Genomic DNA, 24,432 nt, shown 5'->3' on the forward strand with positions numbered 1-24,432 from the left:
CTAGGGTCGACGAATGGATGCTCCCCGTGTGCCTCCATCCGGATGTCCGTACCCGGATCTACGGTGAGACCATGCCGTCGGCTCCTCCCCTCCCGCACTGGATCACCCGCGTGGGCGTGTTCGATCTCGAGACGACGGGCGTCGATGTCGAGAACGATCGCGTCGTGACAGCGCACGTGGGATTGCTCGATGTGGACGGCCGCGAGATCGCTGCGCGCGACTGGCTCGCCGATCCGGGCGTCGCCATCCCCGAGGGCGCAACGGCAGTGCACGGCGTGACGACCGAGCACGCCCGACGACTCGGGCGTCCCGTCGGCGAGGTCGTCGCGGAGGTCACGTCAGCTCTTCGCTCGCTGCTGTCGCAGGGCGTTCCGGTGGTCGCGTACAACGCCGCGTACGATTTCTCGCTCCTGGCGCATGAGGCACACCGACATGGGATCGCCCCTCTCGAGAACCCGTCGCCGATCATCGACCCGCTCGTCATCGACAAGGCGTACGACCGCTACCGTCCCGGCAAACGCACACTCCAGGTGGTTGCCGCGCTCTACGCGGTGCAACTCGAAGACGCGCACGAGGCCGCAGCCGATGCCGTCGCGGCCGGCCGTGTCGCCCAGGCACTCGCGCGCCAGTTCGCACTGCCCGAGACGCTCGACGAATTGCACACCCGGCAGGTGGGATGGGCGCGTTCTCAGGCAGCGAGCCTCACCGAGTACTTCATCCGCATCGGACGACTCGACCCCGAAGATCGCCTCGATGGCACCTGGCCGGTGCGCGCCCGTCGGTCGATCGAGGAGGTGACCCGCGATGCGATTCCGAACCAGTGACGTCTCGCGTGTGGAGAGCACCTGGAAGCAGTTCGTCCCGTCCGCAGTGCTGCATGACGTCGATCCGCAGCGGTTCCGCTTCGACTGGCACTCTGCCGATCTCGGCGCCGCGAGCCTCGTGCGCTACGACCTCGCAGCGGAGGTGCGATCAACAGCCGAGCCTCAGGACCAGGTCCTGGTCTGCCGCGTCGACGGTCCCGGCGTCCGGGTGTACTCCGATCGAGGCGATCTCGACGCGAGTCGCCCCTGGATATCCGACGGCCCGAGAGTGCATGCCCGCTGGGATGCGGGCGCCAGGGTCACGGCGCTCGTCTTCGAGCGAAGCACCCTGACTGACCTTGCGAAGAGGATCAGCGGCGATGACGACATTTCAGTCCGCATCGACGATCTGTCTCCGCGCTCAGCGCACGCCGGTGCGGCCTGGGATCGTATGTTCGCGTATCTCGAGCAGAGTGCCGCAGGTTTCACCGACGGAACAGACGATGACGATCTGCTGCGCAGAGAGCTCGCCCGTCACGCGGCCGCGACGACACTCGCAGCCTTCGCGACGACGAGTCGCCTCCCGCGCCATCGGCCGACGCAGAGCGTACCGGCGCCCGCGACCGTCCGTCGCGCCCTCGACTTCATCGCCGAGAACTCGCACCGCCCGATCACTGTCGACGACGTCGCCGCGGCCGTGCATATCTCGACTCGGGGCCTGCAGTATGCCTTTCGACGCGCGCTCGACACGACCCCGGCAGAGTCGTTGCGGCAGGCACGCCTCGACGGAGCGCATCGCGACCTGCGATCGGGCTCTCAGGCGACCGTCGCCTCGGTGGCGCGCCGATGGGGATTCTCGCACCCTTCCCGCTTCGCCGCGGCCTATCGAGAGAGCTTCGGTGTGCTTCCTTCTGTGACTGCCGCGAGACATCGTCGATGACATTACGCGAACAGGTTGTTCGCACCCGTCGCGCGCCGCGGCAAGCGCGCGAGAACCGCTGAGCGCCGACGCATATATTCCGAGATATGGGTTCTCTCTATTACGGCGGCTCAGAGCCGATCCATATCGAAGATCGCGCGCTCGCGCACCTGAAGGTCGTCGTGGCGACGAAGTTACGCCGCAATGAGAGCTTTACGCTGACGTGGAAGCACCCTGACGGCGACGCGGAAGGCCGTTCCACCGTCTGGCTGCATCCTTCGATCCCTCTGCGATTCGTCTTCGACGAGAGCGAGGCGCCCGAGCTCAGCCGTCGATGGATCGAGGATCTCGCTCACTCGGCGAACTCAAGCGGCGGCATCACGCTCGTCGACGAAGTGTTCGACCCTTCGCCAGATGTCGAGGCCGCAGAAGCTCACTGACCGCTAGCCTCTGACCGCTGGCCTCTGGCCTCTGGCCTCTGGTTTCGACAGAGGCTTCGGTACGCAGCCTCCGGTGTCAAGTCCCTCGCGCCGGGCATCAGCCGGTGAGAGCATCTCACCGATGATGGCACGCAGCAAGCGTCGAACGGGCGAGGGGCAGACAGGCGGAGAGCAGGCCAGCGCCGAGCCGGCGACGAGAGACTCGTCCCGTCCCTTGACCACCTCAGTGGTCGTCCCCGTCAAAGACGATGCGGCGCTCTTGGCCCGCTGTCTGAAAGCTCTGCACGCTCAGAACCGGCCCGCCGACGAGATCATCGTGGTGGACAACGGCTCGTCGGACTCCTCTGCCTCCGTCGCCTTGAACTGGGGCGCGCGCGTGCTCCGCTGCGTCGAACCCGGTATTCCCGCCGCAGCATCCACCGGATATGATGCCGCTCGCGGTGATCTGATCCTCCGCCTCGACGCGGACTGCGAACCGGATCCCCGCTGGATCGCCGCTGTCGTCTCGGCCTTCCACGACGACGAGCGACTCGGTGCCGTCACCGGGGATGCGCGATTCACCGACGGTCCTGAGACGCTGCGCACCCCGCTCGCACGCCTGTATCTCGGCGCGTACAGGAGCCTGCTGAGTATCACTCTCGGTCACCTGCCCCTCTTCGGTTCCAATCTCGCGTTCCGCAGGACGGCGTGGCAGGCAGTGCGTTCCGACGTCCATCGCGAGGATCCGGACATCCACGACGACCTGGATCTCGCGTTCCACCTCGGCGAGGGCCACCGCATCGCTCGGCTCTCGTCTCCCTCCATGGGGATGTCGATGCGGCCGTTCACCGCCGGTCACTTCGGCCGTCGTCTTCACCGCGGCGTTCGGAGCGTGATCGTGCACTGGCCACGCGACTTCCCACCCGTGCGGTGGGGGCGACTGATGCTCCGCCGTCGGCTGTCCATTACGACGGGGCGGCGCACACGATGATCGCCGAGCCGCTGATCGGACCCGTCGTCGCACCGCGACTGCACCTGATGTCTTTCAACATCCGACGCGCGATGGAGGGTCCTCCACGCCCGAGGCGCGATCGGTGGAGCGTGCGGGGACCGGCCGTCGCGGAGATGCTCCGCACGGAGCGGCCGACCGTGCTGGGGCTGCAGGAGGTGCTCCCCCGGTCACTCGAAGTGGTCACCGAGGCGCTCGGTCCGGACTACCGGTTCGTCGGCCGAGGGCGCAATCGCGATGGCACCGGAGAGGGAACGCCCATCGTCTACGATGCCTCGCGGCTCGAACTGCGCGACTGGAGACAGCGACCCCTCTCAGCGCGGCCCGAGCAGGCCGGCAGCCGCTCATGGGGCACTCTCTTCCCTCGCATCCTCGTCTCCGCTGAGTTCTCCGACAGATCGGACGGCCTTCGATTCCTGATCATCAACACTCACCTCGACCACATCTCGTCACTCGCTCGGCGACGATCCGCGCAGTGCATCGCCGGTCTGACCCGCACGCGCGGACTTCCGACCGTCGTGATGGGAGACCTCAACGCCGGCGCTCGGTCCGGGGCCGTGCGCACACTCGTGTCGCGGGCCGACCTGATCGATTCATGGAGCGCCGCCGAGGATCGTCTGACACCCGCGTGGGGAACCCACAGCGGGTATAGACGACCGCGACTCGGTGGCCGGCGCATCGATTGGCTGCTCGTGAGCAACGACATCCGCGTGCGTGCTGCAGCCGTCAACGCCCGCACCTTCCGCGGGATCACACCGTCGGATCACCTCCCAGTACAGGCAGTGCTGGATCTGCACGGAAGGACATCGTGAAAAAGGACTTCCTTCGACCACCTCGCACCTTCTCGGAGTGGTCAGCCGACGCCCTACGTGTCCTCGGGGTCATCGGGGTGGCGTTCGCACTGATCTGGCTCGCCCCGACGGACGCCGGCATCGCAGCGCTCGCCCTTCCTGCTGTGATGCTGCCGCGTGCCCTGGGCGTCAGCGGCTGGTTCGACGTCACTGTGTGCGCCACCGTGCTCATCGCCGCGTGGAGCAACGTCCTCGATCTCTACAGGACGATCCCGGGCTGGGACCTGCTGCTGCATCTGCTTTGCACCGGCGTCTTGACCGTCGTCGCCGCGCTGATCCTCAGCCGCACGGATGTCGTGCGCATGACTCGCGACACGGGCGCTCGACCGCGTACGTCGCTCGTACTGGCGCCGGTCGTAGCGCTGGCACTCAGCGCGATATGGGAGATGATCGAGTGGGTGGGCTGGGCCTACCTCAGCGACGAGATATTCGTCGCCTATCAGGACACGATCGGCGATATGGCTTTCGGTGCGCTGGGCGGAGCCGCCGCCGGCGTCGTCCTCGCCAGGAAATCTCTACAAAGACCGTCATCGACAGACGGCGTCTCCCGACACGGATGAATGCGGGAGCGTTTCAGGCACGCTCCTCGGCTCAGAGGACCTGGTCGTCGACAGACCCGCCCCGCCGTCCGCGACGCACGATCAGCATGATGACGCCGATGATGATCCCGAGTACACCCGCCGCCATCAGGATGTAGCCGACCATGTTGAGATCGATCCATGGGATCTGCACGTGCACGGCGAACGCGAGGATCGCTCCGATCACGAAGAGCGCGATTCCGGTACCGATTGTCATGGTTCCTCCTGAAGAGTGGCGGACATCCTGAGGATAGCGAGGGCACGGCGCCAGCGTCACCCCTGACGCACGATCGCCACTGCTGAGGGCTTGCGCACGCTCGTTCACGTTTCGGCGAACGAGCTACGAGGACTGCGGAAAGTAGGGCGGGCGGGACTTGAACCCGCGATCGTTGGGTTATGAGCCCACTGCCTTAACCAGCTTGGCCACCGCCCCGTGAGCACAAGCCTACCGGTCGGCTTCGGGTCAGACCGGCGTCGCTTCAGCGTGCGTCTCCAGGTGTCCCAGGTAGATGTCCGCATTGGCGATCAGTCCTGCGCGTTCATCGTCGCTGAGCGTCCGCCGTACCTTCGCAGGCACCCCGGCCACCAGCGAGCCGTCGGGGACCTCGGTTCCCCCGAGCACGACAGCGCCGCCGGCGATGAGGCATCCCGCACCGATCACCGCTCCACTGAGGATGACGGCGCCCATGCCCACGAGCGAGCCGTCTCCGATCCTGCATCCGTGGACCACGGCGTTGTGACCGATCGAGACTTTCGCGCCGACGATGACGGGGTGGCCGGAGTCGACATGCACCGAGACGTTGTCCTGCACGTTGCTCCCAGCGCCGATGACTATGCCGGCCGAATCGCCACGGAGAACCGCGTTGTACCATACGCTCGCTCCCGCAGCGAGCGAGACGTCGCCGACGATGCGGGCGCCGTCTGCGACGAACGTGCCTCCGTCGATCGACGGAGTCTTTCCGGGGAGTGCGAGAACGGAGGCTCCGGCAGCGATGCTCATGAGGCGAGACTACCCTCACCTCTCCCGATTTCCGCGTGATTCCGGGGCACTAAGCCGAGCCTTCGCTTGCTTGCGGAATGTTTTCAAGTGAGTAGCGTTGTCTTCATCAGGTACGAGAAGAGCACTTCAGAGGAGCCGAAGATGAGCAAGGTACAGACCGTTTCCACCACCGCCAGCGACCCGACCGTGGCAGCTGCAGCGGCACAGTTCCTTTCGCCCGTCGTCCTCGGACTTCAGGCGCTCACGGTCAACGGCAAGCAGGCGCACTGGCACGTCCGCGGTGCGAACTTCGTCGGTGTCCACGAGCTGCTCGACACCATCGTCGCCCACGCCGGTGACTTCGCAGACACCGCAGCGGAGCGCATCGTCGCCCTGGGCCTCCCGATCGACGCACGCATCAGCGCCGTGGCCGCGAAGGGCAGCGCGACCTCGGTCCCCGCAGGCTTCACGCAGTCCGACGAGCTCGTTCGCGCCGTCATCTCCGACATCGACGCGATCCTCGTCGACGTGAAGGCCGCGATCGACGGTCTCGACGAGGTCGACCTCACCAGCCAGGACGTCGCCATCGAGGTGATGCGCGGCCTCGAGAAGGACCGTTGGTTCCTCGTGTCGCACATCGCCGCGTAAGCAGCACCTCGTGAGAGAGGGCACCGGGTTCTCCCGGTGCCCTCTCTCATTCGCCCTCGATGTCAGGCTCCGTGCGTGACGCGACCGGCGACCATCGTCGCGATGATCGGCATGCCCCGCAGGTCGCTGCCCGACGCGGTCAGCGGGTCGAACCCGCACAGCACGATGTCAGCGACCTCTCCCGGTCGCAGAGCCGTGCGCACACTCGCCTGAAGAGCCTGCTCCCGGGTCAGCCGCTCCTCCGGATGCCACGGGTCGCGGTCATCGTCGGTGCGAGTCACGGCCGCGGCGATCGCCTGCCACGGGTCGAGCGGCGCGACGGGGGCGTCGGAGCCGAACCTCAGCTCGACGCCCGCATCACGCAGGGCTCCGAGGGGATACCCGATGGACGTCTGCCCCGCCCAGTGCTTCCCGACGAGGTCGCGGTCGTCCAGCGCATGCTGCGGCTGGACGCTGGCGATCACGCCGAGGCGACCGAAGCGGGCGAGATCCGCATGCCTCACGAGCTGTGCATGTTCGATCGTCCCCACGGCGCCCGACACCGTGAACGCATCAAGAGCCCCGGTGACCGCACGATCCCCGATCGCGTGCACGGCGACCGAGAGACCGGCGCCCGTGGCGATGGTGAGCAGCTCGGTGAGTTCTGCCGGCGGGACCGTGAGCACTCCGAAGTTCTCGGGATCGCCAGGGTAGGAGTGCGAGCATGCCGCGGTCCGCGTTCCCAGGGATCCGTCGCTGATGATCTTCAGCGGTCCGACGTGCACCAGACCGCGTCCGGCCTCCGGCGCGTCCGGCGTCTGGTGGAGTTCCCCGGTCCGCAGACCTGCCGCGATGGCGCGGGTCAGGTCGAACGGGTAGATGGCGAACTCGACGCGATGAGAGGTGAAGCCCGCCGTCACCCGCCGCGGCCAGGCATCGGCGTTCCACGCCATGTCGAAGTCGACGAGGCCGGTGACGCCGCGGGATGCTGCCCGCTCCCCTGCCGCCCGCACGGCGATGTCGCCACGATCGGGGTCGACGGCGTTGAGCCTGCGGGAGATCTCGAACGCATCCTGCTCGCGCAGCATCCCATCTGAGCTCGTGAAGCCCTCGAGCGACAGCGCGGCGGAGTTGAGCCACGTGCTGTGCACGTCGGCATTGATCAGGTACGTGGGTATCGATCCGGTGGCGTCGTCGAGGAGCGCGAGCGTCGGCGCGTCCGGCCACATGGCGTCTCGGAATCCGCTCCCGACCTTGCGGCCGTCCGGCAACGGGGCGGATGCGGACATGATCGCCGCCGCCTCGGCCGCGGACGCCGCTCCGCCCAGGGCCACGCGCTCGGTCGCGAGGGCCCACTGCACGGTGTGCACGTGGTTGTCCCACAGGCCCGGCACCGCCCAGGCGCCGCGCCCGTCGAGCACCTCTCCCTGCGGGGCGAGCGCGCCGGTGGGAGCGATGTCGCTGATGAGACCGCCGTCGATGAAGATGTCGACCGGTTCGTCGTCGACCAGGAATTCCCGACCGGGACCGGCGATCCGTACGCCCATGATCGTCCCGACGCGGGCACCGAGGCTGGTCACCTGGTTCCTCGTGCGCGGGCCTGCTGGGCACGCCTCATCTCGGCGGCCAGTTGGGGCTGTGCGTACGGGCCGTCGCCCTCGAGCTCGGCGATGACGGTCTCGACGGTCTCGACCGGCTTGTTCTGGCTGAGCTTGCGCTTCGCGATCACGCGGGTCGGAGTGAGCCGGAAACCGACCGTCCCCGCCGCGAGTCGCGAGACGAACGCCGGGTCGTTCGGGCGCTCCCACATGCCTCGTGGCTCAGACATCCGCCCCTCGAACCGGTCGACGAGTCGATCGAGCACTGCGAGGTTCTCCTCGTCGCTGAGGATCTCGGGGACTCCGGCCAGGTGCACCGCGATGTAGTTCCAGGTCGGCACGGCTTGGACATCGCCGTACCAGCCGGGCGAGATGTAGCCGTGCGGTCCTTGGAAGACGACGAGGAGCTCCCGCTCCCCCATGCCGTGGATCAGGTCGTCGGGGCGGCCGACATGTCCGACGATCGTCAGGTCGTCGCGATCATCGTCGAGCAGAGCGACGTAGTGCGATGACACGAGTCCATCCGGACCGTTGCTCACGATCGTCGTCCATGGGTTCGCATCGATGACTCGCCGGATCTCGGCGACGTCCGCGAGCGTGAAGCTGGGGTTCTGACGCATCGTCCCAGCCTATGGCCGACGGATCACGCCTGGCAGCGCGGACACCAGTACAGCTTGCGCGCACCGATCTCCTCGAGTGCGATCTCCGTGCCACAGACACGGCACGGGAGACCCGCCCGGTGGTACACCCAGTGACGGTCGTCACGGCTCGCCATCGCCGCACGATATTGATCGGGTGAGAGATCGTTCATGGTCATCATCTGACCGGTCTCGACGCCGATCGCGAGCAGGTTCACCCAGTCGTGCCAGAGTGCGCGGACGACGTCCTCCGGCACTTCGCGCCCCGGCGTGTGAGGGTTCAACCGCTGACGGAAGAGCATCTCCGCGCGGTACACGTTGCCGATGCCGCTCACGACCGCCTGGTCCATGAGCAGAAGCGCGATCACGGTCTGCTTCTTGCGCACTGCCTGCACGAAGCGTTCCTCGTTCTGCGCCGGATCACCCACGAGCGGATCCGGGCCCAGCTTGGCGACGCTGGCGAGCATCTCCTCCGGGGTCTGAAGCACGCATGCGGTCGGTCCGCGCAGGTCGGCGGCCGTGATGTCGGTCATCAGGCGCAGCCGCACCTGGCCGACGACGGGAGGCGGCCACTCCAGTCCCTCGTCGGCGAGACCCTTCGTCTGCTCGGACATGCGCACGTGCACTCGCGTGCGCCGTGGTGCGCCGATCGATGCGAGCGAGTTCTCCCCGGCGTCATCGAGTATCTCCTCGTCGACCACGGTGCCCCGCTGGTTGGTCTGCCCCATGCGTCCGTTCGCAGACGCGATCGTCGGGTCGACCAGGATCTCCCCGGCGAAGTCCCATGCCCCGTAGAGGCCGAGGTGAACCCGCAGCCACACGTCGCCCTCCGCCTCGAGGAACATCTGCTTTCCGACAGCCTGAACGCTGAGCGCCTCACGTCCGTCGAGCACGGCCGCGCCTTCGGCGAACCGCCCCTGAGGGCTCGATGCTCTCATCGCCTTGCCGACGAAGTTCCGCTCGAACTGGCGCGCGATGCGGTGGACGGAATGTCCCTCGGGCATGTCAGGCTCGCGGGTCCGGGAGAAGAGAGCCGTCGCGCTCGAAGTCTGCGATCTGACCGATACGGCGGACGTGGCGCTCGTCGTGCGAGAAGGGTGTCGAGATGAAGGTGTCGATGAAGGAGGTGACCTCGTCGAACGTGTGCTGGCGCGCGCCGATCGAGATGACGTTGGCATCGTTGTGCTCGCGCGCGAGTTCAGCCGTCGAGGTGTTCCACACCAGAGCGGCTCGGACGCCCTCGACCTTGTTCGCGGCGATCTGCTCGCCGTTGCCGGACCCTCCGAAGACGACGCCGAGCGTGTCGATCCCGGACGCCTGATCGGCGACCACGGCCTGCGCCGCGCGGATGCAGAAGGCGGGGTAGTCGTCGACGGCGTCGTATTCCACCGGCCCGTGATCCACGACCTCGTGACCGGCGCCGCGCAGGTGGTCCTGCAGCTGCGTGGAGAAGTCGAGACCGGCGTGATCGGTGGCGATATGGATGCGCATGGCATCCATCCTAGAAGCGCAGAGGGTCAGCGGGTGATCACGGGGCGACACCGGCCGCGGCCGGCTTGAACCCCGCACGCACGTTCTCGCAGCATCCTGGGCGGCACACGTCAAAGGCACCGGGAAGCGCGGTGACATGTGGGCGCTCCTCATTCGGTCGTCCCTCGAGACGCTCGACGATCAGATCGACGATGCCCGACACGAACGACGGGGCGACGCCCGGGGTCGGCGTTCGCGTAAACGCGAGACCCGCCTCCTCCGCGGCCTCCGCGGCCTCGGTGTCGAGGTCCCAGAGGACCTCCATGTGGTCGCTCATGAATCCGACGGGAACCACTGCGACCGCCTTCCGGCCACGCTCTGGCAGCTCACCGATCACGTCGCATACGTCGGGCTCGAGCCACGGCTGCGAAGCGGGGCCGGAGCGGGACTGGTAGACGAGCTCCCACGAGACGTCGGCGGCTGCAGGAATGCTCGCGCGCACCCGATCCATGACCCAGGCGGCGACCGCGAGGTGCTGAGCCGCGTATGCGCCACCCTCTCCCCACTCGATGTCGCGGGCGCCCGAGCGCTCGGCGTCGGCGGTCGGGATGCTGTGGGTGGAGAAGAGGATCTGGATGTCCGCTGCGGCGATGCCCTCACCGAGGAACGTCTCGACCGCTTCCCGCACGCCGGTCTCGAAGGACTCGACGAATCCGGGGTGGTCGTAGAACGGACGGATCTTGTCGATCGTCACGGTCTCACCGAGCTTCGTGTCCTCGAGGACGCGCGCGAAGTCCTCCCGGTACTGACGGCAGCTCGAGAACGAGCTGTACGCGCTGGTCGCGAATGCGAGGAGCGTCGTCTTGCCGTCAGCCGCAGCTTCCGTCACGACCTCCTCGAGATACGGGCTCCAATTGCGATTGCCCCAGTAGACGGGGAGATCGATGCCGCGTCGCGCGAGTTCGCCCTCAAGAGCCTCTTTGAGGATGCGGTTCTGCCCGTTGATCGGGCTGACTCCGCCGAAGTGGCGGTAGTGGTGGGCGACCTCTTCGAGACGCTCGTCAGGGATCCCTCGCCCTCGCGTCACGTTGCGGAGGAAGGGAATGACGTCGTCCTGCCCCTCGGGTCCTCCGAATCCGGCGAGAAGGATGCCGTCATAGGCGACGGGCGTCGTCATATACGGGGCACCGGAGGCGGCGGCAGCAGAGGCAAAGGGGACGGTGTTCGGCTCGATCGCGGTCACCTCTCCATCCTTTCACCTTCGGAGAGTGAGACAGGCCGTCGTGCTGGCGTAGGCTGTCATGGTTGCCGTGGGCGCCAACTGCGCTGGGTTGCGGCAGCATCCCCTCACCCCTGGGAGTACCGCTGTGCCTGGAGAGAACCTCACCCGCATCGAAGCGCAGGAGCGCCGCGACGTCGTCGACACCCAGTCGTACGAGGTCTCGCTCGACCTGACGAAGGGTGCCGAGGTCTTCGGCTCCCGCAGCGTCGTGCGCTTCACCGCGACGCCGGAGAGCTTCACCTTCATCGATCTGATCGCCCGCGAGGTCCGCGAGATCTCGCTGAACGGCGAGCAGCTCGATCCCGACGAGGTCTTCGCCGACTCGCGCATCGCCCTCTCCGGCCTGCAGGCCGAGAACGTCCTCGTCGTCGACGCCGACTGCGAGTACACGAACACCGGCGAAGGCCTGCACCGGTTCGTCGACCCGGTCGACGACGAGGTCTACCTCTACTCGCAGTTCGAGGTTCCCGACTCCCGTCGCGTCTTCGCGGTGTTCGAGCAGCCCGACCTCAAGGCCACGTTCCAGTTCACCGTGACCGCACCGGCATCCTGGAAGGTCGTCTCGAACTCACCCACGCCCGAGCCGATCGTGCACGACGACGACACCGTCGCCACGTGGGGCTTCGAGCCCACTCCCCGGATCTCCTCGTACATCACCGCCCTCGTCGCCGGTCCCTACGAGTCCACGTTCTCGGAGCTCACCAGTGCGTCCGGCCGGGTGATCCCCCTCGGCGTCTACGGCCGCAAGAGCCTGTGGCAGCACCTCGATGCCGACTACATCTTCGACAAGACGCGCGAGGGCTTCGCCTACTACGAGTCTAAGTTCGACGTTCCCTACCCGTTCGCCAAGTACGACCAGCTCTTCGTCCCCGAGTTCAACGCGGGCGCCATGGAGAACGCGGGCGCCGTGACGTTCACCGAGACGTACGTGTTCCGCAGCAAGGTGACCGACGCCGTCAAGGAGCGTCGTGTCGTCACGATCCTCCACGAGCTCGCGCACATGTGGTTCGGTGACCTGGTCACCATGAAGTGGTGGAACGACCTCTGGCTGAACGAGTCGTTCGCCGAGTGGGCGTCCACGATCGCCACAGCCGAGGCCACCGAGTGGACCGAGGCGTGGACGACGTTCAATGCGATGGAGAAGACCTGGGCGTACCGCCAGGACCAGCTGCCGTCGACGCACCCGATCACCGCGGTGATCAACGACCTCGAGGACGTGCAGGTCAACTTCGACGGCATCACTTATGCGAAGGGCGGCTCGGTCCTCAAGCAGCTCGCCGCGTGGGTGGGCATCGAGGAGTTCTTCGCCGGCGTCTCGCAGTACTTCAAGAAGCACTCCTGGGGCAACACCGAGCTGAGCGACCTGCTCGTCGAGCTCGAGGCGACCAGCGGCCGCGACCTCAGCACCTGGTCGAAGAAGTGGCTCGAGACCGCCGGCGTCAACACGCTGGAGCCGGTCATCGCCGAGGATTCCGACGGCACGATCTCGCGATTCGCCGTCACGCAGACGGCACCGGCCGACTACCCGACGATCCGTCCGCACCGCTTGGGCATCGGCTTCTACAACCTCACCGACGGCGCGCTGGTGCGCAGCCACTACGCCGAGGTCGACGTCGACGGCGACCGCACCGAGGTACCGGAGCTGCACGGCATTGCGCGCCCCGACCTCGTGCTGCTCAACGACAACGACCTCGCCTACGCGAAGATCCGCCTCGACGAGCGCTCGCTCGCCACGGCGATCGCCCATCTCGCGGACATCAGCGATCCTCTCGCCCGTTCTCTCGTCTGGGGTGCAGCCTGGGACCAGACGCGCGATGCCGAGACCGCCGCGACCGACTACATCGATCTCGTGCTTGGCAACATCGGTCGAGAGACCGAGTCGACCACGGTGCGCACGACGCTCGCGCAGCTCCGCACGGCGGCGACTCTGTACGTCACGCCCGAGACGCGTCTCGCGGCGCGTCAGAAGGTGGCTGACGGCCTCTGGGCGCTCGCCGAGGCCGCCGAGTCCGGCAGCGACAGCCAGCTGCAGTTCGTCACAGCCTTCGCGAACGCGCTGGTCACGCCGGATCACGCCGGCATCATCGGTCGACTGCGGTCGGGTGAAGAGACTCTCCCCGGGCTCGAGATCGACGCCGACCTCAACTGGCAGCTCCTCGTCGGCCTAGCCACCATCGGCGCCACCGATGCCGCATCCATCGACGCTGCGCTCTCGTCCGACAACACCGCGAAGGGCGGCGAGTTCGCCGCTCAGGCCCGCGCCGCGCTTCCGGACGCCGCATCGAAGAAGGCCGCCTGGGCTTCTCTGATCGAGCGCGATGACGCTCCGAACACGATCGTTCGCTCCGCAGCCCTCGGGTTCGTGCACCCCGCCGGGGCCGAGTCGCTTCGCGCGTTCGTCCCGGCGTACTTCGACATGCTGATCCCGATCTGGGAGTCGCGCACGTACCAGATCGCCCAGTACCTGATCGTCGGCCTGTTCCCGACCGCGATCGCCGACGTCGAGCTCCGCGACTCCACGCGGGCGTGGCTCTCCGCTCACCAGGACGCCGCTCCCGCGCTGCGTCGCCTCGTGCTCGAGAACCTGGCTGACGTCGAGCGCGCACTCGCGGCGCAGTCTCGCGACGCCGAGGACTGAGACCCGTCTGCCGATCAGGCCTCTGCGCGGTGCGTCCAGCCCGCGCAGAGGCCTGATCGCTACTCTGGAGGGGATGATGCAGCCACTCGACGTCAACCCCGACACCGTACCCGCAGAGCTCCCCAAATGGTGGGCCGATACATTGACCGTGCTCGGTGTCGTCGGTGGAAAAGCACTCCAGGTCGCTCTCATCGTCGCCGCGTGCGTGCTCATCGCGCTCGTGCTGCGTGTGGTCATCCGCCGAGTGGTGCATCGCATCGTCGACAGCGCCAAGAACAAGGCCGCCGTCGATGACACCCAGGCTCTCGAACGGTCACCTCTGGCAGACATGCGACTGGTGCAGCGCACACGAACTCTCGGGACGATCCTGCAGAACATCGTGAACGTGATGCTCGTCGTGATCGCCGTGGTGCTGATCGTCAATGTTCTCGACAACACTCTCCTCGGCTCTCTCACTCTGCTGACGGCAGCCGTCGGTGCCGGCCTCGGTTTCGGTGCGCAGAACATCGTCAAGGACGTGTTGAACGGCATGTTCATCGTCGCGGAGGATCAGATCGGAATCGGCGATGTCGTCGACCTCGGCCTCGCGTCCGGTGTGGTCGAGTACGTCAGTGTGCGCATCACCCAGGTCCGAGACGTCAACGGCACGCTCTGGTATGTGCGCAACGGCGAGGTCACCCGCATCGGCAACATGTCGCAGGGCTGGGCTCGCGCGATCATCGATCTCGGCGTCCCGGTGGATTCGGACCTCGAGAACGTCGAGAAGATCATGCTCGACACCGCGCTGACCCTCTCGAAGGACCCGAAGTGGCGCACGCGCATCATCGAGAAGCCGGAGCTGTGGGGCCTCGAGTCGATCGACGGCGACGCTCTCGTCGTCCGACTGGTCATCAAGGCCCGAGCCAACGCGAAGGATGACGTCGCGCAGGAGCTGCGCAAGCGTCTGCGCGCCGCCCTCCTCGAGAACGAGATCTCGTTCCCGCGCATGACCACCGTGATCCCCACCGGGCTCGACGGCGCTCGTCGGGTGCGCGGCGCCAATCCGCCCAAGACGCGTCCGAACGCTGTCACGGGCGTACCCGTCATCCCGGACCGCGGGATCTGGCGACGCAAGAAGACGAATGACGACGGGAGTTCCCAGAAGTGACCTTCTTCGACGAGGTCGGCGGTCGCGAGACCTTCGCGAGGATCGTGTCGGTGTTCTACCGCGAGGTGGCGCTGGATCCGGTCCTGAAGCCGATGTATCCCGAGGAGGACCTCGGTCCCGCCGAAGAGCGCCTGCTCATGTTCCTCGAGCAGTACTGGGGCGGCCCGACGACGTACGGCGAGACGCGCGGCCATCCTCGTCTGCGGATGCGTCACATGCCCTTCCATATCGATCCCGACGCCCGCGATCGGTGGCTTCGTCACATGCGGACGGCGGTGGACGAAGCACAGTTGTCGCCGCTCCACGAATCCACGCTCTGGGACTATCTCGAGCGCGCCGCGTATGCCATGGTGAACACATTCGAGCCGTCAGGCATCGGCACCTCCGCAGCCGGGCGCCCCACGCTCGAGACGCGATCACGTCAGGAATCAACGGAGAGCACATGACGAACACGCCCCTGTCTGCAGACGTCCTGGTCATCGGATGGGGGCTCGCCGGGCTCGTCGCCGCCGGTGAGGCGCTGGATGCCGGCCGTCGCGTGATCCTGATCGATCAGGAGCCGCGCACGAACCTCGGCGGACAGGCATGGTGGTCGTTCGGCGGCTTGTTCTTCATCGACTCACCCGAGCAGCGCCGCATGGGCATCCGCGACTCGCTCGCTCTCGCCACGCAGGACTGGTTCGGCACCGCGGCCTTCGACCGCCCTGAAGACGACTGGCCGCGACGCTGGGCCGAGGCCTATCTGCAGTTCGCGGCGGGCGAGAAGCGTGCGTGGTTGCGAGAACGGGGCGTCAGCTTCTTCCCTGTCGTCGGCTGGGCGGAGCGCGGCGGATACGGCGCTCTCGGGCCCGGCAACTCCGTACCGCGCTTCCACATCACCTGGGGCACGGGCCCAGGGGTCGTCGCCCCCTTCGCCGCTGCCCTCGAGCAGGGTGAGCGCGAGGGCCGGGTCACGATCCTCCCCCGCCACCGGGTGACGGAACTCGTCACGACGGATGGGGCGGTCACCGGAGCGCGTGGCACGATCCTCGAATCCACCCCGGCCGCTCGGGGGGTCGACACCTCGCGCGCTGTCGTCGGCGAGTTCGAGATCAGCGCGGGTGCGACGATCGTCTCGTCCGGCGGTATCGGAGGCAACCACGACCTCGTCCGTGCGGCCTGGCCGGCGAGTCTGGGCGTGCCGCCCGAGCAGATGCTGACGGGCGTCCCCGCGTACGTCGACGGCTCGATGCATGCCGTCTCCGAGGCCGCTGGAGCCCGTCTGATCAACGGCGACCGCATGTGGCACTACGTCGAGGGCATCAAGAACTGGGACCCGGTGTGGCCGTCGCACGGCATCCGGATCCTCCCCGGGCCGTCCTCTCTCTGGCTCGATGCGACGGGAAAGCGACTGCCTGTGCCGCTGTTCCCCGGGTTCGATACGCTGGGCACCCTGGCCCACCTGCGCACGACCGGGCACGACCACTCATGGTTCGTGACGTCCCGCCAGATCATCGAGAAGGAGTTCGCGCTGTCGGGCAGTGAGCAGAATCCCGACCTGACGGGCAAGGACGTCGGGCTGCTGCTCAAGTCGCGACTCGCCAAGGGGCCGACGGGGCCGGTGCAGGCCTTCCTCGACGAGGGCGAGGACTTCATCGTCGAGAACGACCTCGAGTCCCTGCTCGAGCAGATGCGCCGCCACCCCGGCGGAGAGTCGCTCGACATCGATCACGTCCGTCGTGAGGTCGTGGCCCGTGACAGGGAGATGGACAACGAGTTCACCAAGGACGCGCAGATCGGGATGCTGCGCTCGATGCGGGGATACCGGGGCGACAAGCTGATCCGCACCGCTGCGCCGCACCGACTGCAGGATCCAGCCGCGGGCCCTCTCGTCGCCGTCAAGCTGCACGTCCTCACGAGGAAGTCGCTCGGCGGGATCAACACCGATCTCGACGGGCGTGCGCTCGGCGCTGACGGTGAGCCCATCCCCGGGCTGTTCGCCGCCGGTGAGGCGAGCGGCTTCGGCGGTGGCGGTCTCCACGGGTATCGCGCTCTCGAGGGCACCTTTCTGGGCGGTTGCCTGTTCTCGGGGCGGCAGGCCGGCCGCGCTGCGGCGCGCTGATCCGATCCACGGATCGCCGCGTCGGTCTGTGCTATTCCGCCGCGCCGGTGCCGCGCACGGCTGTGAGACCGGAGGCGACGGGACCGCGGGCGAGGATATGACCGCGACGGAAGGCGAGACGGGTCCATCGCCCTGACGTCATGACGGGCACATCCTCTTCACCCGAGATGAAGCCGAAGGCGTCCGCGGCGAACGCCACGCCCCGCGGCAGACCTCCGAGATCGTCATCGGGCTCACCCCAGATCGCTGCGCGCAGCGCACGGACCGCTTCTTCTCCCGACCCCGGCGCCGCTCCTCGCGCAACGGCGCTGATGCCCCATTGCGCCCGCTGGGCGATCACGGATGCCGCGAGGGTCGACGTCGCCTGCCACTGACCACGCGGCGGGGCGACCCCTGCCCACGCGGGCGAGAGTCCCGTCTCGGGAAAGGTGAGCACGCGGTCATCGTCGGTCGGGCTGAGCGATGCCACAACGACGTCGCACTCGAGCTCTGGGTCGACCTGGACGATGCGCATCGCCAGCACGGTCGGAGTCTGATCGAACAGCCCGTGGGGCGCGAGAGCGGCTCCGGTCAGCGCGAGAACCCCGTTGGCCGCCTGGAGTCGGACGCCCTCGTCGGAGATGCGCGTCGCTCGTCCGAGGAAGGTCAGGACGTCTTTCGACGTCGCGGAATCGGCGAGAAGAAGCTGGTGCGGCACACCCTCTAAACTAGCAACGCCAGCGGCATCCGCAGGCGCGGGAAGGAAGTCATGACCGCCGACGCACACGCGATCCGCACTGTCGAACAGCTCCTGGAGGTGCTGGATCTCGACTCCACACAGGCGCGCACGACCGAGGACATCTTCACAGGTTCGTCGCACGCGATGCCGTCGGGCCGTATCTATGGTGGACAGGTGCTCGCACAGAGCCTGCTCGCCGCCGAGAGGACTCTTCCCGAAGATCGAGCGGTCCATTCGATGCACGGCTACTTCCTGCGCCCCGGCGATGCGAGTCAGGGCATAACGATCGCTGTCGACCGTATCCACGACGGTCGTTCGTTCTCGACCCGTCGCTCGCAGGCATACCAGAACGGCGTCCCGATCTTCTCGATGATCGCGTCGTTCCAGGACGACGATCCCGGCGTCGAGCATGCCGCGGCCATGCCTGACGGCGTACCGTCGCCGGATTCCCTGCTGCCGGACGAGCAGCGTGTCGAGGGACTGCCGCCGGGGACCGCCCGCATGCTGAGCGACCGAGCCGCCGACGTCCGACACATCGACTCGCCGCTGTTCCTGCCGAGCGATGACGCGAGAGTCCCTCAGCAGGCCGTGTGGATGCGGCTGCGCGCTCCCCTGCCCGACGATCAGCGCATTCATCGTGCGGCTCTGGCATACCTGAGCGATATGACAATTCAAGAGTCCATTCTGCGCGCGCATGGCGTGTACTGGGCGCTTCCCGGGCTCAAGGTCGCGAGCCTCGACCACGCGATGTGGTGGCATCGTCCGGCTCGGGTGGACGAGTGGCTCCTGTACGTGCAGGAGTCGCCCAATGCCCGGGGAGGACGCGGCCTCGCACAGGGGCGAATCTACACGCAGGCCGGCGACCTGGTCGCCTCGGTCGCGCAGGAGATCATGGTCCGGATTCCGTCGCAGGACTGACGTCGCACATCGAGCTCACGTCGTGCGCTCGATCCGGTCGCAGGCTCGATTCCCTGCTGGACGCCGACGCAGGGCGGCCGAACAAGGGTTACCGGTCGGGGTCGACCGTTTCGCTCAGCGGTGCGCGTATTCGATCGAGGGACCGACGAACGGCGCCCACGCATCGCGCATCTCCTGCGTGAGACGCGTCGGTCGCCCTGTCGCGGCATCGACGAGCACGATGATCGCCGTGGATCGTGCGTAGATCGTGCGAGGCACGGCCTCGGGGTCGTTGTGCACCTCGTAGCAGACCTCGACGCTCGAGCCACCGAGCTTGCCGAACCACATCTGCACTTCGAGCGGACGGCGCTGATACGGCACCGGGGCGAGGTACTCGATCTCCTGACGCGCGATGAGCGTGAGGATGCCCTCGTCGAGTCCCGAGTCGAGGACAGCGGTCGACGGCGCCTGCTCACCGGGGCCCGCACGCCAGAACGCGCGCACGCGCGCTTCCTCGAGCAGCTTGAGCATCGAGGTGTTGTTGACGTGGTTGAACGCATCCAGATCGCCCCAGCGGAGGTGGATCGGGATGTGCAGGCGGGGCCCCGGTGTCAGGTCGGACATCGTCGGCTCAGTCGCGCGTGAGCTTGCGGTGCGTCGAACGGTGCGGCTTGGCGGCGTCAGCGCCGAGGCGCTGGATCTTGTTCTCCTCGTACGCATCGAAGTTACCCTCGAACCAGTACCACTGATCGGGCTTCTCGTCGGTGCCCTCGTACGCGAGGATGTGCGTCGCGATGCGGTCGAGGAACCACCGGTCGTGAGTGATGACCACCGCGCAGCCGGGGAACTCGAGGAGCGCGTTCTCGAGCGAGCTCAGGGTCTCGACATCGAGGTCGTTGGTGGGCTCGTCGAGGAGGAGGAGGTTGCCGCCCTCCTTGAGCGTGAGGGCGAGGTTCAGACGGTTGCGCTCACCACCGGAGAGCACACCCGCCTTCTTCTGCTGATCCGGACCCTTGAAGCCGAACTTCGACACGTACGCCCGCGACGGGATCTCTGTCTTGCCGACGGTGATGAAGTCGAGGCCGTCGGAGACGACCTCCCACAGCGTCTTGTCGGGGTCGATGTTCGAGCGCGACTGATCGACGTAGCTGATCTTGACGGTCTCGCCGATCTTGAGGTCACCGCCGTCGAGCGGTTCGAGGCCGACGATCGTCTTGAACAGCGTCGTCTTTCCGACACCGTTCGGGCCGATGACGCCGACGATGCCGTTCGGCGGCAGACTGAAGCTGAGATTGTCGATCAGCGAGCGTCCGTCGAAGCCCTTCTGCAGCTTCTTGGCGTCGATCACGATGCTTCCCAGGCGCGGACCCGCGGGGATCTGGATCTCCTCGAAGTCGAGCTTCCTGGTCCGCTCGGCCTCCGTCGCCATCTCCTCGTAGCGGGCGAGACGAGCCTTGGACTTGGTCTGCCGACCCTTCGCGCTGGACCGGACCCACTCCAGCTCCTCCTTGAGGCGCTTGGCGAGCTTGGCATCCTTCTTGCCCTGGATCTCGAGGCGTTCGCCCTTCTTCTCCAGGTAGGTCGAGTAGTTGCCCTCGTAGCCGATCAGGCGGCCACGGTCGACCTCGGCGATCCACTCGGCGACATGGTCGAGGAAGTATCGGTCGTGGGTGATCGCGATGACGGCGCCCTTGTAGGCCTGCAGGTGCTGCTCGAGCCAGAGCACGCTCTCGGCGTCGAGGTGGTTGGTCGGCTCGTCGAGCAGAAGCAGATCGGGCTTCTGGAGGAGGAGCTTCGCCAGCGCGACACGACGCTTCTCTCCACCGGAGAGCGGCGCGATCGCGGCGTCTCCCGGCGGGGTGCGCAGTGCATCCATGGCCTGCTCCAACTGAGAGTCGAGGTCCCAGCCGTCTGCGGCGTCGATCTCTTCCTGCAGGGTGCCCATCTCGGCGAGCAGCGAGTCGAAATCGGCATCCGGGTCGGCCATCAGCATCGAGATCTCGTTGAACCGATCGACCTTCGCCTTGATGGCGATGCCGTCTTGGATGTTCTCCAGAACGGTCTTGGTCTCATCGAGCTCCGGCTCCTGCATGAGGATTCCGACCGAGAATCCCGGGGAGAGCTTCGCCTCGCCGTTCGACGGCGTGTCCATGCCCGCCATGATCTTGAGGATCGTCGACTTACCGGCGCCGTTCGGGCCCACCATGCCGATCTTGGCACCGGGGAGGAAAGCCATAGTGACGTCGTCGAGGATGAGTTTGTCACCCACCGCCTTGCGCGCACGAACCATCGAGTAGATGTACTCAGCCACCGAAAAAGCTCCTTCTGTTGGCGTCGAAGATCGACACTCCAGCCTACCGGCCTCTGCGCGTGCAGCCGTCGAGACGAGTGCAGGCACGGGGAACCGTCAGAAACCGACCGAAAGTCCGGGATCACCAATCGATCGCGCGGGTCGCGCCGACCAGACAGCGCCCCTCCGCGAGCTGCGGCATCACCGCAGTCACCGGCGCCCCTGTCGACGGGCCCACCTGCCCGACGAGACACTCCGCGTCACCCCAGCGCACCGAGAACTGGATGCTCTCGGCCGGGTTGCCGACGGTCGAGACATCCTGAGTCACCTGCATGGCGTCTCGATCGAAACCCGCGGCGATGAGCGCATCGATGTAGGCGCGGCCCGACACGTTCTGATCGGAGCCCCACACCTGGGCCGTCACCGCCGCGAACAGCGGCAGGTTGTCGTCCGCTGTTCCGTCCGCGACGTACGCGGGTGCCGCTGGGCTTTCCGTCGGGCTCGGCGACCCGCCGGCATCCGTCGGTGCGGGCGTCGGGGAGGCGGTGGGACCGCACGAGGTCAGCAACAGGATCAGCGCGGCCGCCGCGCCTGTTGCAATAGCCGCACGCGATGCAGAGGAATCCGGTCGTCGAAGCACGCCCCGAGTCTACGGTCGGACTCCCCCGCTCCGGCGAACGTCGGCGGCGACGCTCCACGTCGGGATCGCGATCACGCGCCGCCGGCTCAGTACGTGAGGCTCTCGGAGGCCGCCGACCGGCCCGCGGCGTCGCCGTCGGACGCGGGGAGTTCGTCTCTCTCGGCCCACGATGTGTCGATGCCGGCCGTATCGCCGGACGACTCCGATGACCTGTCGTCGTCGACCGCGCCCCCGGCCCTGCTCTGTGCGGGTGGCTCAGGCGTGGAGCGGGTGCTGCGACGGTACGCCGTGGTGCCCCAGCGGAGATCATGACCGATCGCGTCCGCATCGATGTCGACGCTCGTGCCGTGCTTGCCGTTGTTCTCCCAGGCGCGGATCTTCATCCTCCCCGTCACGATCACGCTGTCTCCTGAACGCAACGATGCCTTCGCGTGCTCCCCGAGCTGGCGGAATGCGGCGACGGAATACCAGTTGGTCGCGACGTCGACCCATGTCTGGGTCGCGTCATCGAAGCGACGATGAGTGCTCGCCAATCGAAAGTTCGTGACGGCGATTCCGCTGGCGGTCCGGCCCTGGGTGGGGTCGGTGGCGACGTTGCCGACGATGGTCACTGTGTCGTGCATGTTCACTCCTTTGTAGCCCGGGACACGTGCCCGGATCGCTCCAGAGTGGCCCCAGTGACACCGCTGCTGAGAACCGTCGAGCGGTGATCGTGCACAACTTCACCGTCCGACCTTCCGTGCAGAAGCAGTGGAGAGAAGGCTTCGACGAACCGGGCGGTGCAATGTCCGTGGTCGGTCATATGTTCGAACCACGAAAGGAGTCGCCGATGTCCGACACCCAACTCACGTTCCTGCCCGAGGTCCCGTACGCCACGCCCCACCTGTCATCGCCGAAGGAGCATCTCGTGCGCGCCTCAGCCCACCTGTGGCGGGTGCAGGATGTCAGAGGCCGCGTCCTCGGCCACCTCCGTCTGCTGCCCGACCCTCTCGGCATGCGATATCGCGCAGAGCGACTGCACCTCGCGACAGCGTCGTTCAGACTGGTCGGCGACTTCTGGCGGGCCGACGATGCCGTCGCCGCCCTGCGGAACGGGTGATGACGGACGACGTTCGGCTGTGGTGCCCCCGGCAGGATTCGAACCTGCGACCAAGAGATTAGAAGGCTCCTGCTCTATCCCCTGAGCTACGGAGGCGGGCAGTTCTACCGTACCGCGCCCGGCTCGGATGTCGGTGCCGTCGATAGTATGGCCACATGGTATCTGCGTCAGAGAACGACCGCCTCGTCTGGATCGATTGCGAGATGACCGGGCTGGATCTCTCGGTCGATGAGCTCGTCGAGATCGCCGTCGTCATCACCGATTTCGAGTTGCGCCCCGTCGACCCGGGATTCCAGGTCGTCATCCGTCCCAGTGAGGCGGCACTCGAGAACATGAACGACTTCGTCACGAAGATGCACGAGACCTCGGGGCTCATCACCGAGATCCCTGACGGTGTCTCGCTCGTCGAGGCCGAGGAGCAGACTCTCGCGTACATCAAACGCTTCGCCCCTCTCGAGCGCAAGGCGCCACTCGCCGGCAATACGATCGGCACCGACCGGATGTTCCTCGCGAAGTACATGCCTCAGGTCGACCAGTGGCTTCATTACCGCAACGTCGACGTCTCGAGCATCAAAGAGCTCTCCCGCCGGTGGTACCCACGGGTCTTCTTCCAGGCCCCCGCCAAAGACGGCGGCCACCGGGCCCTGGCCGACATCCTCGAATCCATCCGCGAGCTGCGCTATTACCGCGAGGCCGTCTTCGTCGATGAGCCGGGGCCGTCGAGCGATGACGCCCGCGACATCGCGACGCGCACCGTGTCAGAGTTCACTCCGAACATGTAATAGACTCATCTGGTCGCCAACTCCGGTTGGCACATGGTGGGTATAGCTCAGCTGGTAGAGCGCTGGCTTGTGGTGCCGGATGTCGCGGGTTCGAGTCCCGTTACTCACCCCATCCAGAAAGGTCCGAGTCGACAGACTCGGACCTTTCTGCATTCCCGACAATGGCAAGGAATACGTCGGCGCGATCCTGATGTCCCTGTCGACGATCGTCGTGGCGCTGAACGCGCAGCTGCTCCGCCGGCTCGATCTGCGGATTCCGAGCATCGCCGCGACCGACTGAACACCGGGAGGGAGCGAGACCCCTAGTATTGCGAGGTGTCACTCGCCGTGTGGTTCTCGCTCCTGACCGCCTGCGTGGTGATCAGCTTCACGCCGGGCGCCGGCGCGATCAACACGATGTCGAACGCGCTCAGCCAAGGATGGCGACGATCGATCTGGGGCATCGTGGGCCAGCAGCTCGCGTTGATCGTCCATGTCGTGATCGTGGCGGCCGGCCTCGGACTCGTCGTGTCGCAATCCGAAGTGCTGTTCAACGTCATCCGATACGCCGGAGCCGCCTACCTCGTCTTCCTCGGCATCCGACTGATCCTGACCAAGCCCGCTTCCGCAGAGCTCGAAGACGAGACCGGTGTCGATCTGCGCGAAGGACACTGGTCGATGATCCGACGCGGGTTCTGGGTCAACCTCCTCAATCCGAAGGCGATCGTCTTCTTCCTCGCGTTCATCCCCCAGTTCATCCGCCTGGACCAGCCTCAGCTGCCCCAATACCTCACCCTGATCGTCACGGTCATGGTCGTCGATGTCCTCGTGATGTGGGGGTTCTTCGCGACTGCGGCCCGTCCGTTCCGTCGCCTGTCCCGGTCTGTCAAGGGGCAGCGAATCCTGAACACCGTCTTCGGGGCGCTCTTCATCGCTGTCGCCGCGCTCCTGGTGTTCCTCCACTGACG

General features: G+C 66.8%; 27 protein-coding genes and 3 tRNA genes. 16 read left to right on the forward strand and 14 right to left on the reverse strand.

All coding sequences use genetic code 11. From position 1 onward, the window contains the following. The first annotated feature begins 71 nt into the window (after positions 1-71). The 6 genes from ACQ4LY_RS15165 to ACQ4LY_RS15190 all read left to right on the forward strand — a co-directional run bounded on the left by ACQ4LY_RS15165 (position 72) and on the right by ACQ4LY_RS15190 (position 4,561). Positions 72-824 carry an exonuclease domain-containing protein gene (locus ACQ4LY_RS15165; RefSeq protein ID WP_431072793.1) on the forward strand — a complete coding sequence of 251 codons (753 nt, stop codon included), beginning with the start codon at positions 72-74 and terminating at the stop codon, positions 822-824. Next, on the forward strand, positions 805-1,743 hold the full coding sequence (locus tag ACQ4LY_RS15170) for a helix-turn-helix transcriptional regulator (RefSeq protein WP_431072795.1): 939 nt from the start codon (positions 805-807) through the stop codon (positions 1,741-1,743). The genes ACQ4LY_RS15165 and ACQ4LY_RS15170 overlap by 20 nt, the downstream gene beginning before the upstream one ends. 86 nt (positions 1,744-1,829) lie before the next feature. Then, a complete protein-coding gene (locus ACQ4LY_RS15175) occupies positions 1,830-2,162 on the forward strand; it encodes a hypothetical protein (RefSeq protein WP_431072797.1) in 333 nt (110 codons plus the stop codon). A gap of 214 nt (positions 2,163-2,376) precedes the next feature. After that, positions 2,377-3,132, forward strand: a complete 756-nt coding sequence (locus ACQ4LY_RS15180; protein ID WP_431072799.1) for a glycosyltransferase family 2 protein — start codon at positions 2,377-2,379, stop codon at positions 3,130-3,132. Continuing rightward, positions 3,129-3,962 (forward strand): endonuclease/exonuclease/phosphatase family protein, encoded by an 834-nt coding sequence (locus ACQ4LY_RS15185; RefSeq protein ID WP_431072801.1) that lies wholly within the window; start codon positions 3,129-3,131, stop codon positions 3,960-3,962. The genes ACQ4LY_RS15180 and ACQ4LY_RS15185 overlap by 4 nt, the downstream gene beginning before the upstream one ends. 77 nt (positions 3,963-4,039) lie before the next feature. Next, positions 4,040-4,561: a hypothetical protein gene (locus ACQ4LY_RS15190; protein WP_431072803.1), complete on the forward strand. Its 522-nt coding sequence runs from the start codon at positions 4,040-4,042 to the stop codon at positions 4,559-4,561. 31 nt (positions 4,562-4,592) lie between these two features. Here the strand turns inward: ACQ4LY_RS15190 and ACQ4LY_RS15195 are convergent, their stop codons facing one another. The 3 genes from ACQ4LY_RS15195 to ACQ4LY_RS15205 form a co-directional block, all read right to left on the reverse strand. Further along, positions 4,593-4,796, reverse strand: a complete 204-nt coding sequence (locus tag ACQ4LY_RS15195; RefSeq protein WP_431072805.1) for a DUF6458 family protein — start codon at positions 4,794-4,796, stop codon at positions 4,593-4,595. 142 nt (positions 4,797-4,938) lie between these two features. Next, positions 4,939-5,012 (reverse strand) — tRNA-Ile (locus ACQ4LY_RS15200). A 30-nt stretch (positions 5,013-5,042) separates the two neighbouring features. Next, positions 5,043-5,579 carry a gamma carbonic anhydrase family protein gene (locus ACQ4LY_RS15205; RefSeq protein ID WP_431072807.1) on the reverse strand — a complete coding sequence of 179 codons (537 nt, stop codon included), beginning with the start codon at positions 5,577-5,579 and terminating at the stop codon, positions 5,043-5,045. Positions 5,580-5,720: 141 nt separating this feature from the next. Between ACQ4LY_RS15205 and ACQ4LY_RS15210 the strand changes: the two genes are divergently transcribed. Beyond that, positions 5,721-6,206, forward strand: a complete 486-nt coding sequence (locus tag ACQ4LY_RS15210) for a Dps family protein (protein ID WP_056307824.1) — start codon at positions 5,721-5,723, stop codon at positions 6,204-6,206. Positions 6,207-6,268: 62 nt separating this feature from the next. Here ACQ4LY_RS15210 and ACQ4LY_RS15215 read toward each other — a convergent pair whose 3' ends face one another. The 5 genes from ACQ4LY_RS15215 to ACQ4LY_RS15235 are packed head-to-tail and all read right to left on the reverse strand — an operon-like array spanning position 6,269 to position 11,134. Continuing rightward, the gene (locus tag ACQ4LY_RS15215; protein WP_431075701.1) at positions 6,269-7,732 is read right to left on the reverse strand and encodes an amidohydrolase family protein; all 1,464 of its coding nucleotides are present in this window, start codon (positions 7,730-7,732) and stop codon (positions 6,269-6,271) included. A gap of 29 nt (positions 7,733-7,761) precedes the next feature. Next, positions 7,762-8,403: an FMN-binding negative transcriptional regulator gene (locus ACQ4LY_RS15220; protein WP_431072809.1), complete on the reverse strand. Its 642-nt coding sequence runs from the start codon at positions 8,401-8,403 to the stop codon at positions 7,762-7,764. Positions 8,404-8,426: 23 nt separating this feature from the next. Further along, entirely contained in the window at positions 8,427-9,425 is a 999-nt protein-coding gene (locus ACQ4LY_RS15225) for an Fpg/Nei family DNA glycosylase (protein ID WP_431072811.1), read from the reverse strand. A 1-nt stretch (position 9,426) separates the two neighbouring features. Beyond that, positions 9,427-9,912, reverse strand: coding sequence for a ribose-5-phosphate isomerase (locus ACQ4LY_RS15230; protein ID WP_056509813.1), 486 nt, complete (start codon positions 9,910-9,912; stop codon positions 9,427-9,429). Between the two features lie 37 nt (positions 9,913-9,949). Next, positions 9,950-11,134 carry a ferrochelatase gene (locus ACQ4LY_RS15235; protein ID WP_431072813.1) on the reverse strand — a complete coding sequence of 395 codons (1,185 nt, stop codon included), beginning with the start codon at positions 11,132-11,134 and terminating at the stop codon, positions 9,950-9,952. Positions 11,135-11,258: 124 nt separating this feature from the next. Here ACQ4LY_RS15235 and pepN point away from each other — a divergent pair, with 124 nt between their 5' ends. The 4 genes from pepN (at position 11,259) to ACQ4LY_RS15255 (ending at position 17,059) form a co-directional block, all read left to right on the forward strand. Then, positions 11,259-13,811: an aminopeptidase N gene (gene pepN / locus ACQ4LY_RS15240; protein WP_431072815.1), complete on the forward strand. Its 2,553-nt coding sequence runs from the start codon at positions 11,259-11,261 to the stop codon at positions 13,809-13,811. A 73-nt stretch (positions 13,812-13,884) separates the two neighbouring features. Next, complete coding sequence (locus ACQ4LY_RS15245) at positions 13,885-14,958, forward strand: mechanosensitive ion channel family protein (RefSeq protein WP_431072817.1); 1,074 nt, start codon at positions 13,885-13,887, stop codon at positions 14,956-14,958. Further along, positions 14,955-15,404: a globin gene (locus ACQ4LY_RS15250; RefSeq protein WP_431072819.1), complete on the forward strand. Its 450-nt coding sequence runs from the start codon at positions 14,955-14,957 to the stop codon at positions 15,402-15,404. Before ACQ4LY_RS15245 ends, ACQ4LY_RS15250 begins: the two co-directional genes overlap by 4 nt. Further along, positions 15,401-17,059: an FAD-binding dehydrogenase gene (locus tag ACQ4LY_RS15255; protein ID WP_431072821.1), complete on the forward strand. Its 1,659-nt coding sequence runs from the start codon at positions 15,401-15,403 to the stop codon at positions 17,057-17,059. Before ACQ4LY_RS15250 ends, ACQ4LY_RS15255 begins: the two co-directional genes overlap by 4 nt. A 31-nt stretch (positions 17,060-17,090) precedes the next feature. Here ACQ4LY_RS15255 and ACQ4LY_RS15260 read toward each other — a convergent pair whose 3' ends face one another. Next, positions 17,091-17,756, reverse strand: coding sequence for a hypothetical protein (locus ACQ4LY_RS15260; protein ID WP_431072823.1), 666 nt, complete (start codon positions 17,754-17,756; stop codon positions 17,091-17,093). Between the two features lie 51 nt (positions 17,757-17,807). Between ACQ4LY_RS15260 and ACQ4LY_RS15265 the strand changes: the two genes are divergently transcribed. After that, on the forward strand, positions 17,808-18,695 hold the full coding sequence (locus ACQ4LY_RS15265; RefSeq protein WP_431072825.1) for an acyl-CoA thioesterase: 888 nt from the start codon (positions 17,808-17,810) through the stop codon (positions 18,693-18,695). Positions 18,696-18,809: 114 nt separating this feature from the next. Here the strand turns inward: ACQ4LY_RS15265 and ACQ4LY_RS15270 are convergent, their stop codons facing one another. From ACQ4LY_RS15270 to ACQ4LY_RS15285, 4 genes are all read right to left on the reverse strand, one after another. After that, a complete protein-coding gene (locus ACQ4LY_RS15270) occupies positions 18,810-19,298 on the reverse strand; it encodes an acyl-CoA thioesterase (protein WP_431072827.1) in 489 nt (162 codons plus the stop codon). A 7-nt stretch (positions 19,299-19,305) separates the two neighbouring features. Continuing rightward, positions 19,306-20,985 carry an energy-dependent translational throttle protein EttA gene (gene ettA / locus ACQ4LY_RS15275; protein WP_431072829.1) on the reverse strand — a complete coding sequence of 560 codons (1,680 nt, stop codon included), beginning with the start codon at positions 20,983-20,985 and terminating at the stop codon, positions 19,306-19,308. 121 nt (positions 20,986-21,106) lie between these two features. Beyond that, positions 21,107-21,604 carry a DUF6993 domain-containing protein gene (locus ACQ4LY_RS15280; RefSeq protein WP_431072831.1) on the reverse strand — a complete coding sequence of 166 codons (498 nt, stop codon included), beginning with the start codon at positions 21,602-21,604 and terminating at the stop codon, positions 21,107-21,109. 86 nt (positions 21,605-21,690) lie between these two features. Then, complete coding sequence (locus ACQ4LY_RS15285; protein WP_431072833.1) at positions 21,691-22,227, reverse strand: single-stranded DNA-binding protein; 537 nt, start codon at positions 22,225-22,227, stop codon at positions 21,691-21,693. A gap of 206 nt (positions 22,228-22,433) precedes the next feature. Between ACQ4LY_RS15285 and ACQ4LY_RS15290 the strand changes: the two genes are divergently transcribed. Continuing rightward, on the forward strand, positions 22,434-22,703 hold the full coding sequence (locus ACQ4LY_RS15290; protein ID WP_431072835.1) for a hypothetical protein: 270 nt from the start codon (positions 22,434-22,436) through the stop codon (positions 22,701-22,703). A 20-nt stretch (positions 22,704-22,723) separates the two neighbouring features. Here ACQ4LY_RS15290 and ACQ4LY_RS15295 read toward each other — a convergent pair. Continuing rightward, positions 22,724-22,799 (reverse strand) — tRNA-Arg (locus tag ACQ4LY_RS15295). A 59-nt stretch (positions 22,800-22,858) separates the two neighbouring features. On the opposite strand from ACQ4LY_RS15295, the gene orn reads away from it, so the two are divergent. From orn to ACQ4LY_RS15310, 3 genes are all read left to right on the forward strand, one after another. Next, positions 22,859-23,485: an oligoribonuclease gene (gene orn, locus ACQ4LY_RS15300; protein ID WP_431072837.1), complete on the forward strand. Its 627-nt coding sequence runs from the start codon at positions 22,859-22,861 to the stop codon at positions 23,483-23,485. A 36-nt stretch (positions 23,486-23,521) separates the two neighbouring features. Continuing rightward, a tRNA-His gene (locus tag ACQ4LY_RS15305) sits at positions 23,522-23,597 on the forward strand. A gap of 203 nt (positions 23,598-23,800) precedes the next feature. Further along, on the forward strand, positions 23,801-24,430 hold the full coding sequence (locus tag ACQ4LY_RS15310) for a LysE family transporter (protein ID WP_431072839.1): 630 nt from the start codon (positions 23,801-23,803) through the stop codon (positions 24,428-24,430). The last annotated feature ends 2 nt before the right edge of the window (positions 24,431-24,432 follow it).

The organism is Microbacterium phyllosphaerae (genome assembly GCF_050628115.1).
Classification (GTDB): domain Bacteria; phylum Actinomycetota; class Actinomycetes; order Actinomycetales; family Microbacteriaceae; genus Microbacterium; species Microbacterium phyllosphaerae_A.

Coding starts and splice junctions, on each gene's coding strand:
- orn (WP_431072837.1), top strand. CDS start 22,859: ATGGTATCTGCGTCAGAGAACGACCGCCTCGTCTGGATCGATTGCGAG.
- ACQ4LY_RS15205 (WP_431072807.1), bottom strand. CDS start 5,579: ATGAGCATCGCTGCCGGAGCCTCCGTTCTCGCACTCCCCGGAAAGACT.
- ACQ4LY_RS15290 (WP_431072835.1), top strand. CDS start 22,434: ATGTCCGACACCCAACTCACGTTCCTGCCCGAGGTCCCGTACGCCACG.
- ACQ4LY_RS15165 (WP_431072793.1), top strand. CDS start 72: ATGCCGTCGGCTCCTCCCCTCCCGCACTGGATCACCCGCGTGGGCGTG.
- ACQ4LY_RS15245 (WP_431072817.1), top strand. CDS start 13,885: ATGATGCAGCCACTCGACGTCAACCCCGACACCGTACCCGCAGAGCTC.
- ACQ4LY_RS15195 (WP_431072805.1), bottom strand. CDS start 4,796: ATGACAATCGGTACCGGAATCGCGCTCTTCGTGATCGGAGCGATCCTC.
- ACQ4LY_RS15215 (WP_431075701.1), bottom strand. CDS start 7,732: ATGGGCGTACGGATCGCCGGTCCCGGTCGGGAATTCCTGGTCGACGAC.
- ACQ4LY_RS15270 (WP_431072827.1), bottom strand. CDS start 19,298: ATGTCCGACCTGACACCGGGGCCCCGCCTGCACATCCCGATCCACCTC.
- ACQ4LY_RS15265 (WP_431072825.1), top strand. CDS start 17,808: ATGACCGCCGACGCACACGCGATCCGCACTGTCGAACAGCTCCTGGAG.
- ACQ4LY_RS15185 (WP_431072801.1), top strand. CDS start 3,129: ATGATCGCCGAGCCGCTGATCGGACCCGTCGTCGCACCGCGACTGCAC.
- ACQ4LY_RS15210 (WP_056307824.1), top strand. CDS start 5,721: ATGAGCAAGGTACAGACCGTTTCCACCACCGCCAGCGACCCGACCGTG.
- ACQ4LY_RS15255 (WP_431072821.1), top strand. CDS start 15,401: ATGACGAACACGCCCCTGTCTGCAGACGTCCTGGTCATCGGATGGGGG.
- ACQ4LY_RS15230 (WP_056509813.1), bottom strand. CDS start 9,912: ATGCGCATCCATATCGCCACCGATCACGCCGGTCTCGACTTCTCCACG.
- ACQ4LY_RS15220 (WP_431072809.1), bottom strand. CDS start 8,403: ATGCGTCAGAACCCCAGCTTCACGCTCGCGGACGTCGCCGAGATCCGG.
- ACQ4LY_RS15175 (WP_431072797.1), top strand. CDS start 1,830: ATGGGTTCTCTCTATTACGGCGGCTCAGAGCCGATCCATATCGAAGAT.
- ACQ4LY_RS15170 (WP_431072795.1), top strand. CDS start 805: ATGCGATTCCGAACCAGTGACGTCTCGCGTGTGGAGAGCACCTGGAAG.
- ACQ4LY_RS15285 (WP_431072833.1), bottom strand. CDS start 22,227: ATGCACGACACAGTGACCATCGTCGGCAACGTCGCCACCGACCCCACC.
- ACQ4LY_RS15225 (WP_431072811.1), bottom strand. CDS start 9,425: ATGCCCGAGGGACATTCCGTCCACCGCATCGCGCGCCAGTTCGAGCGG.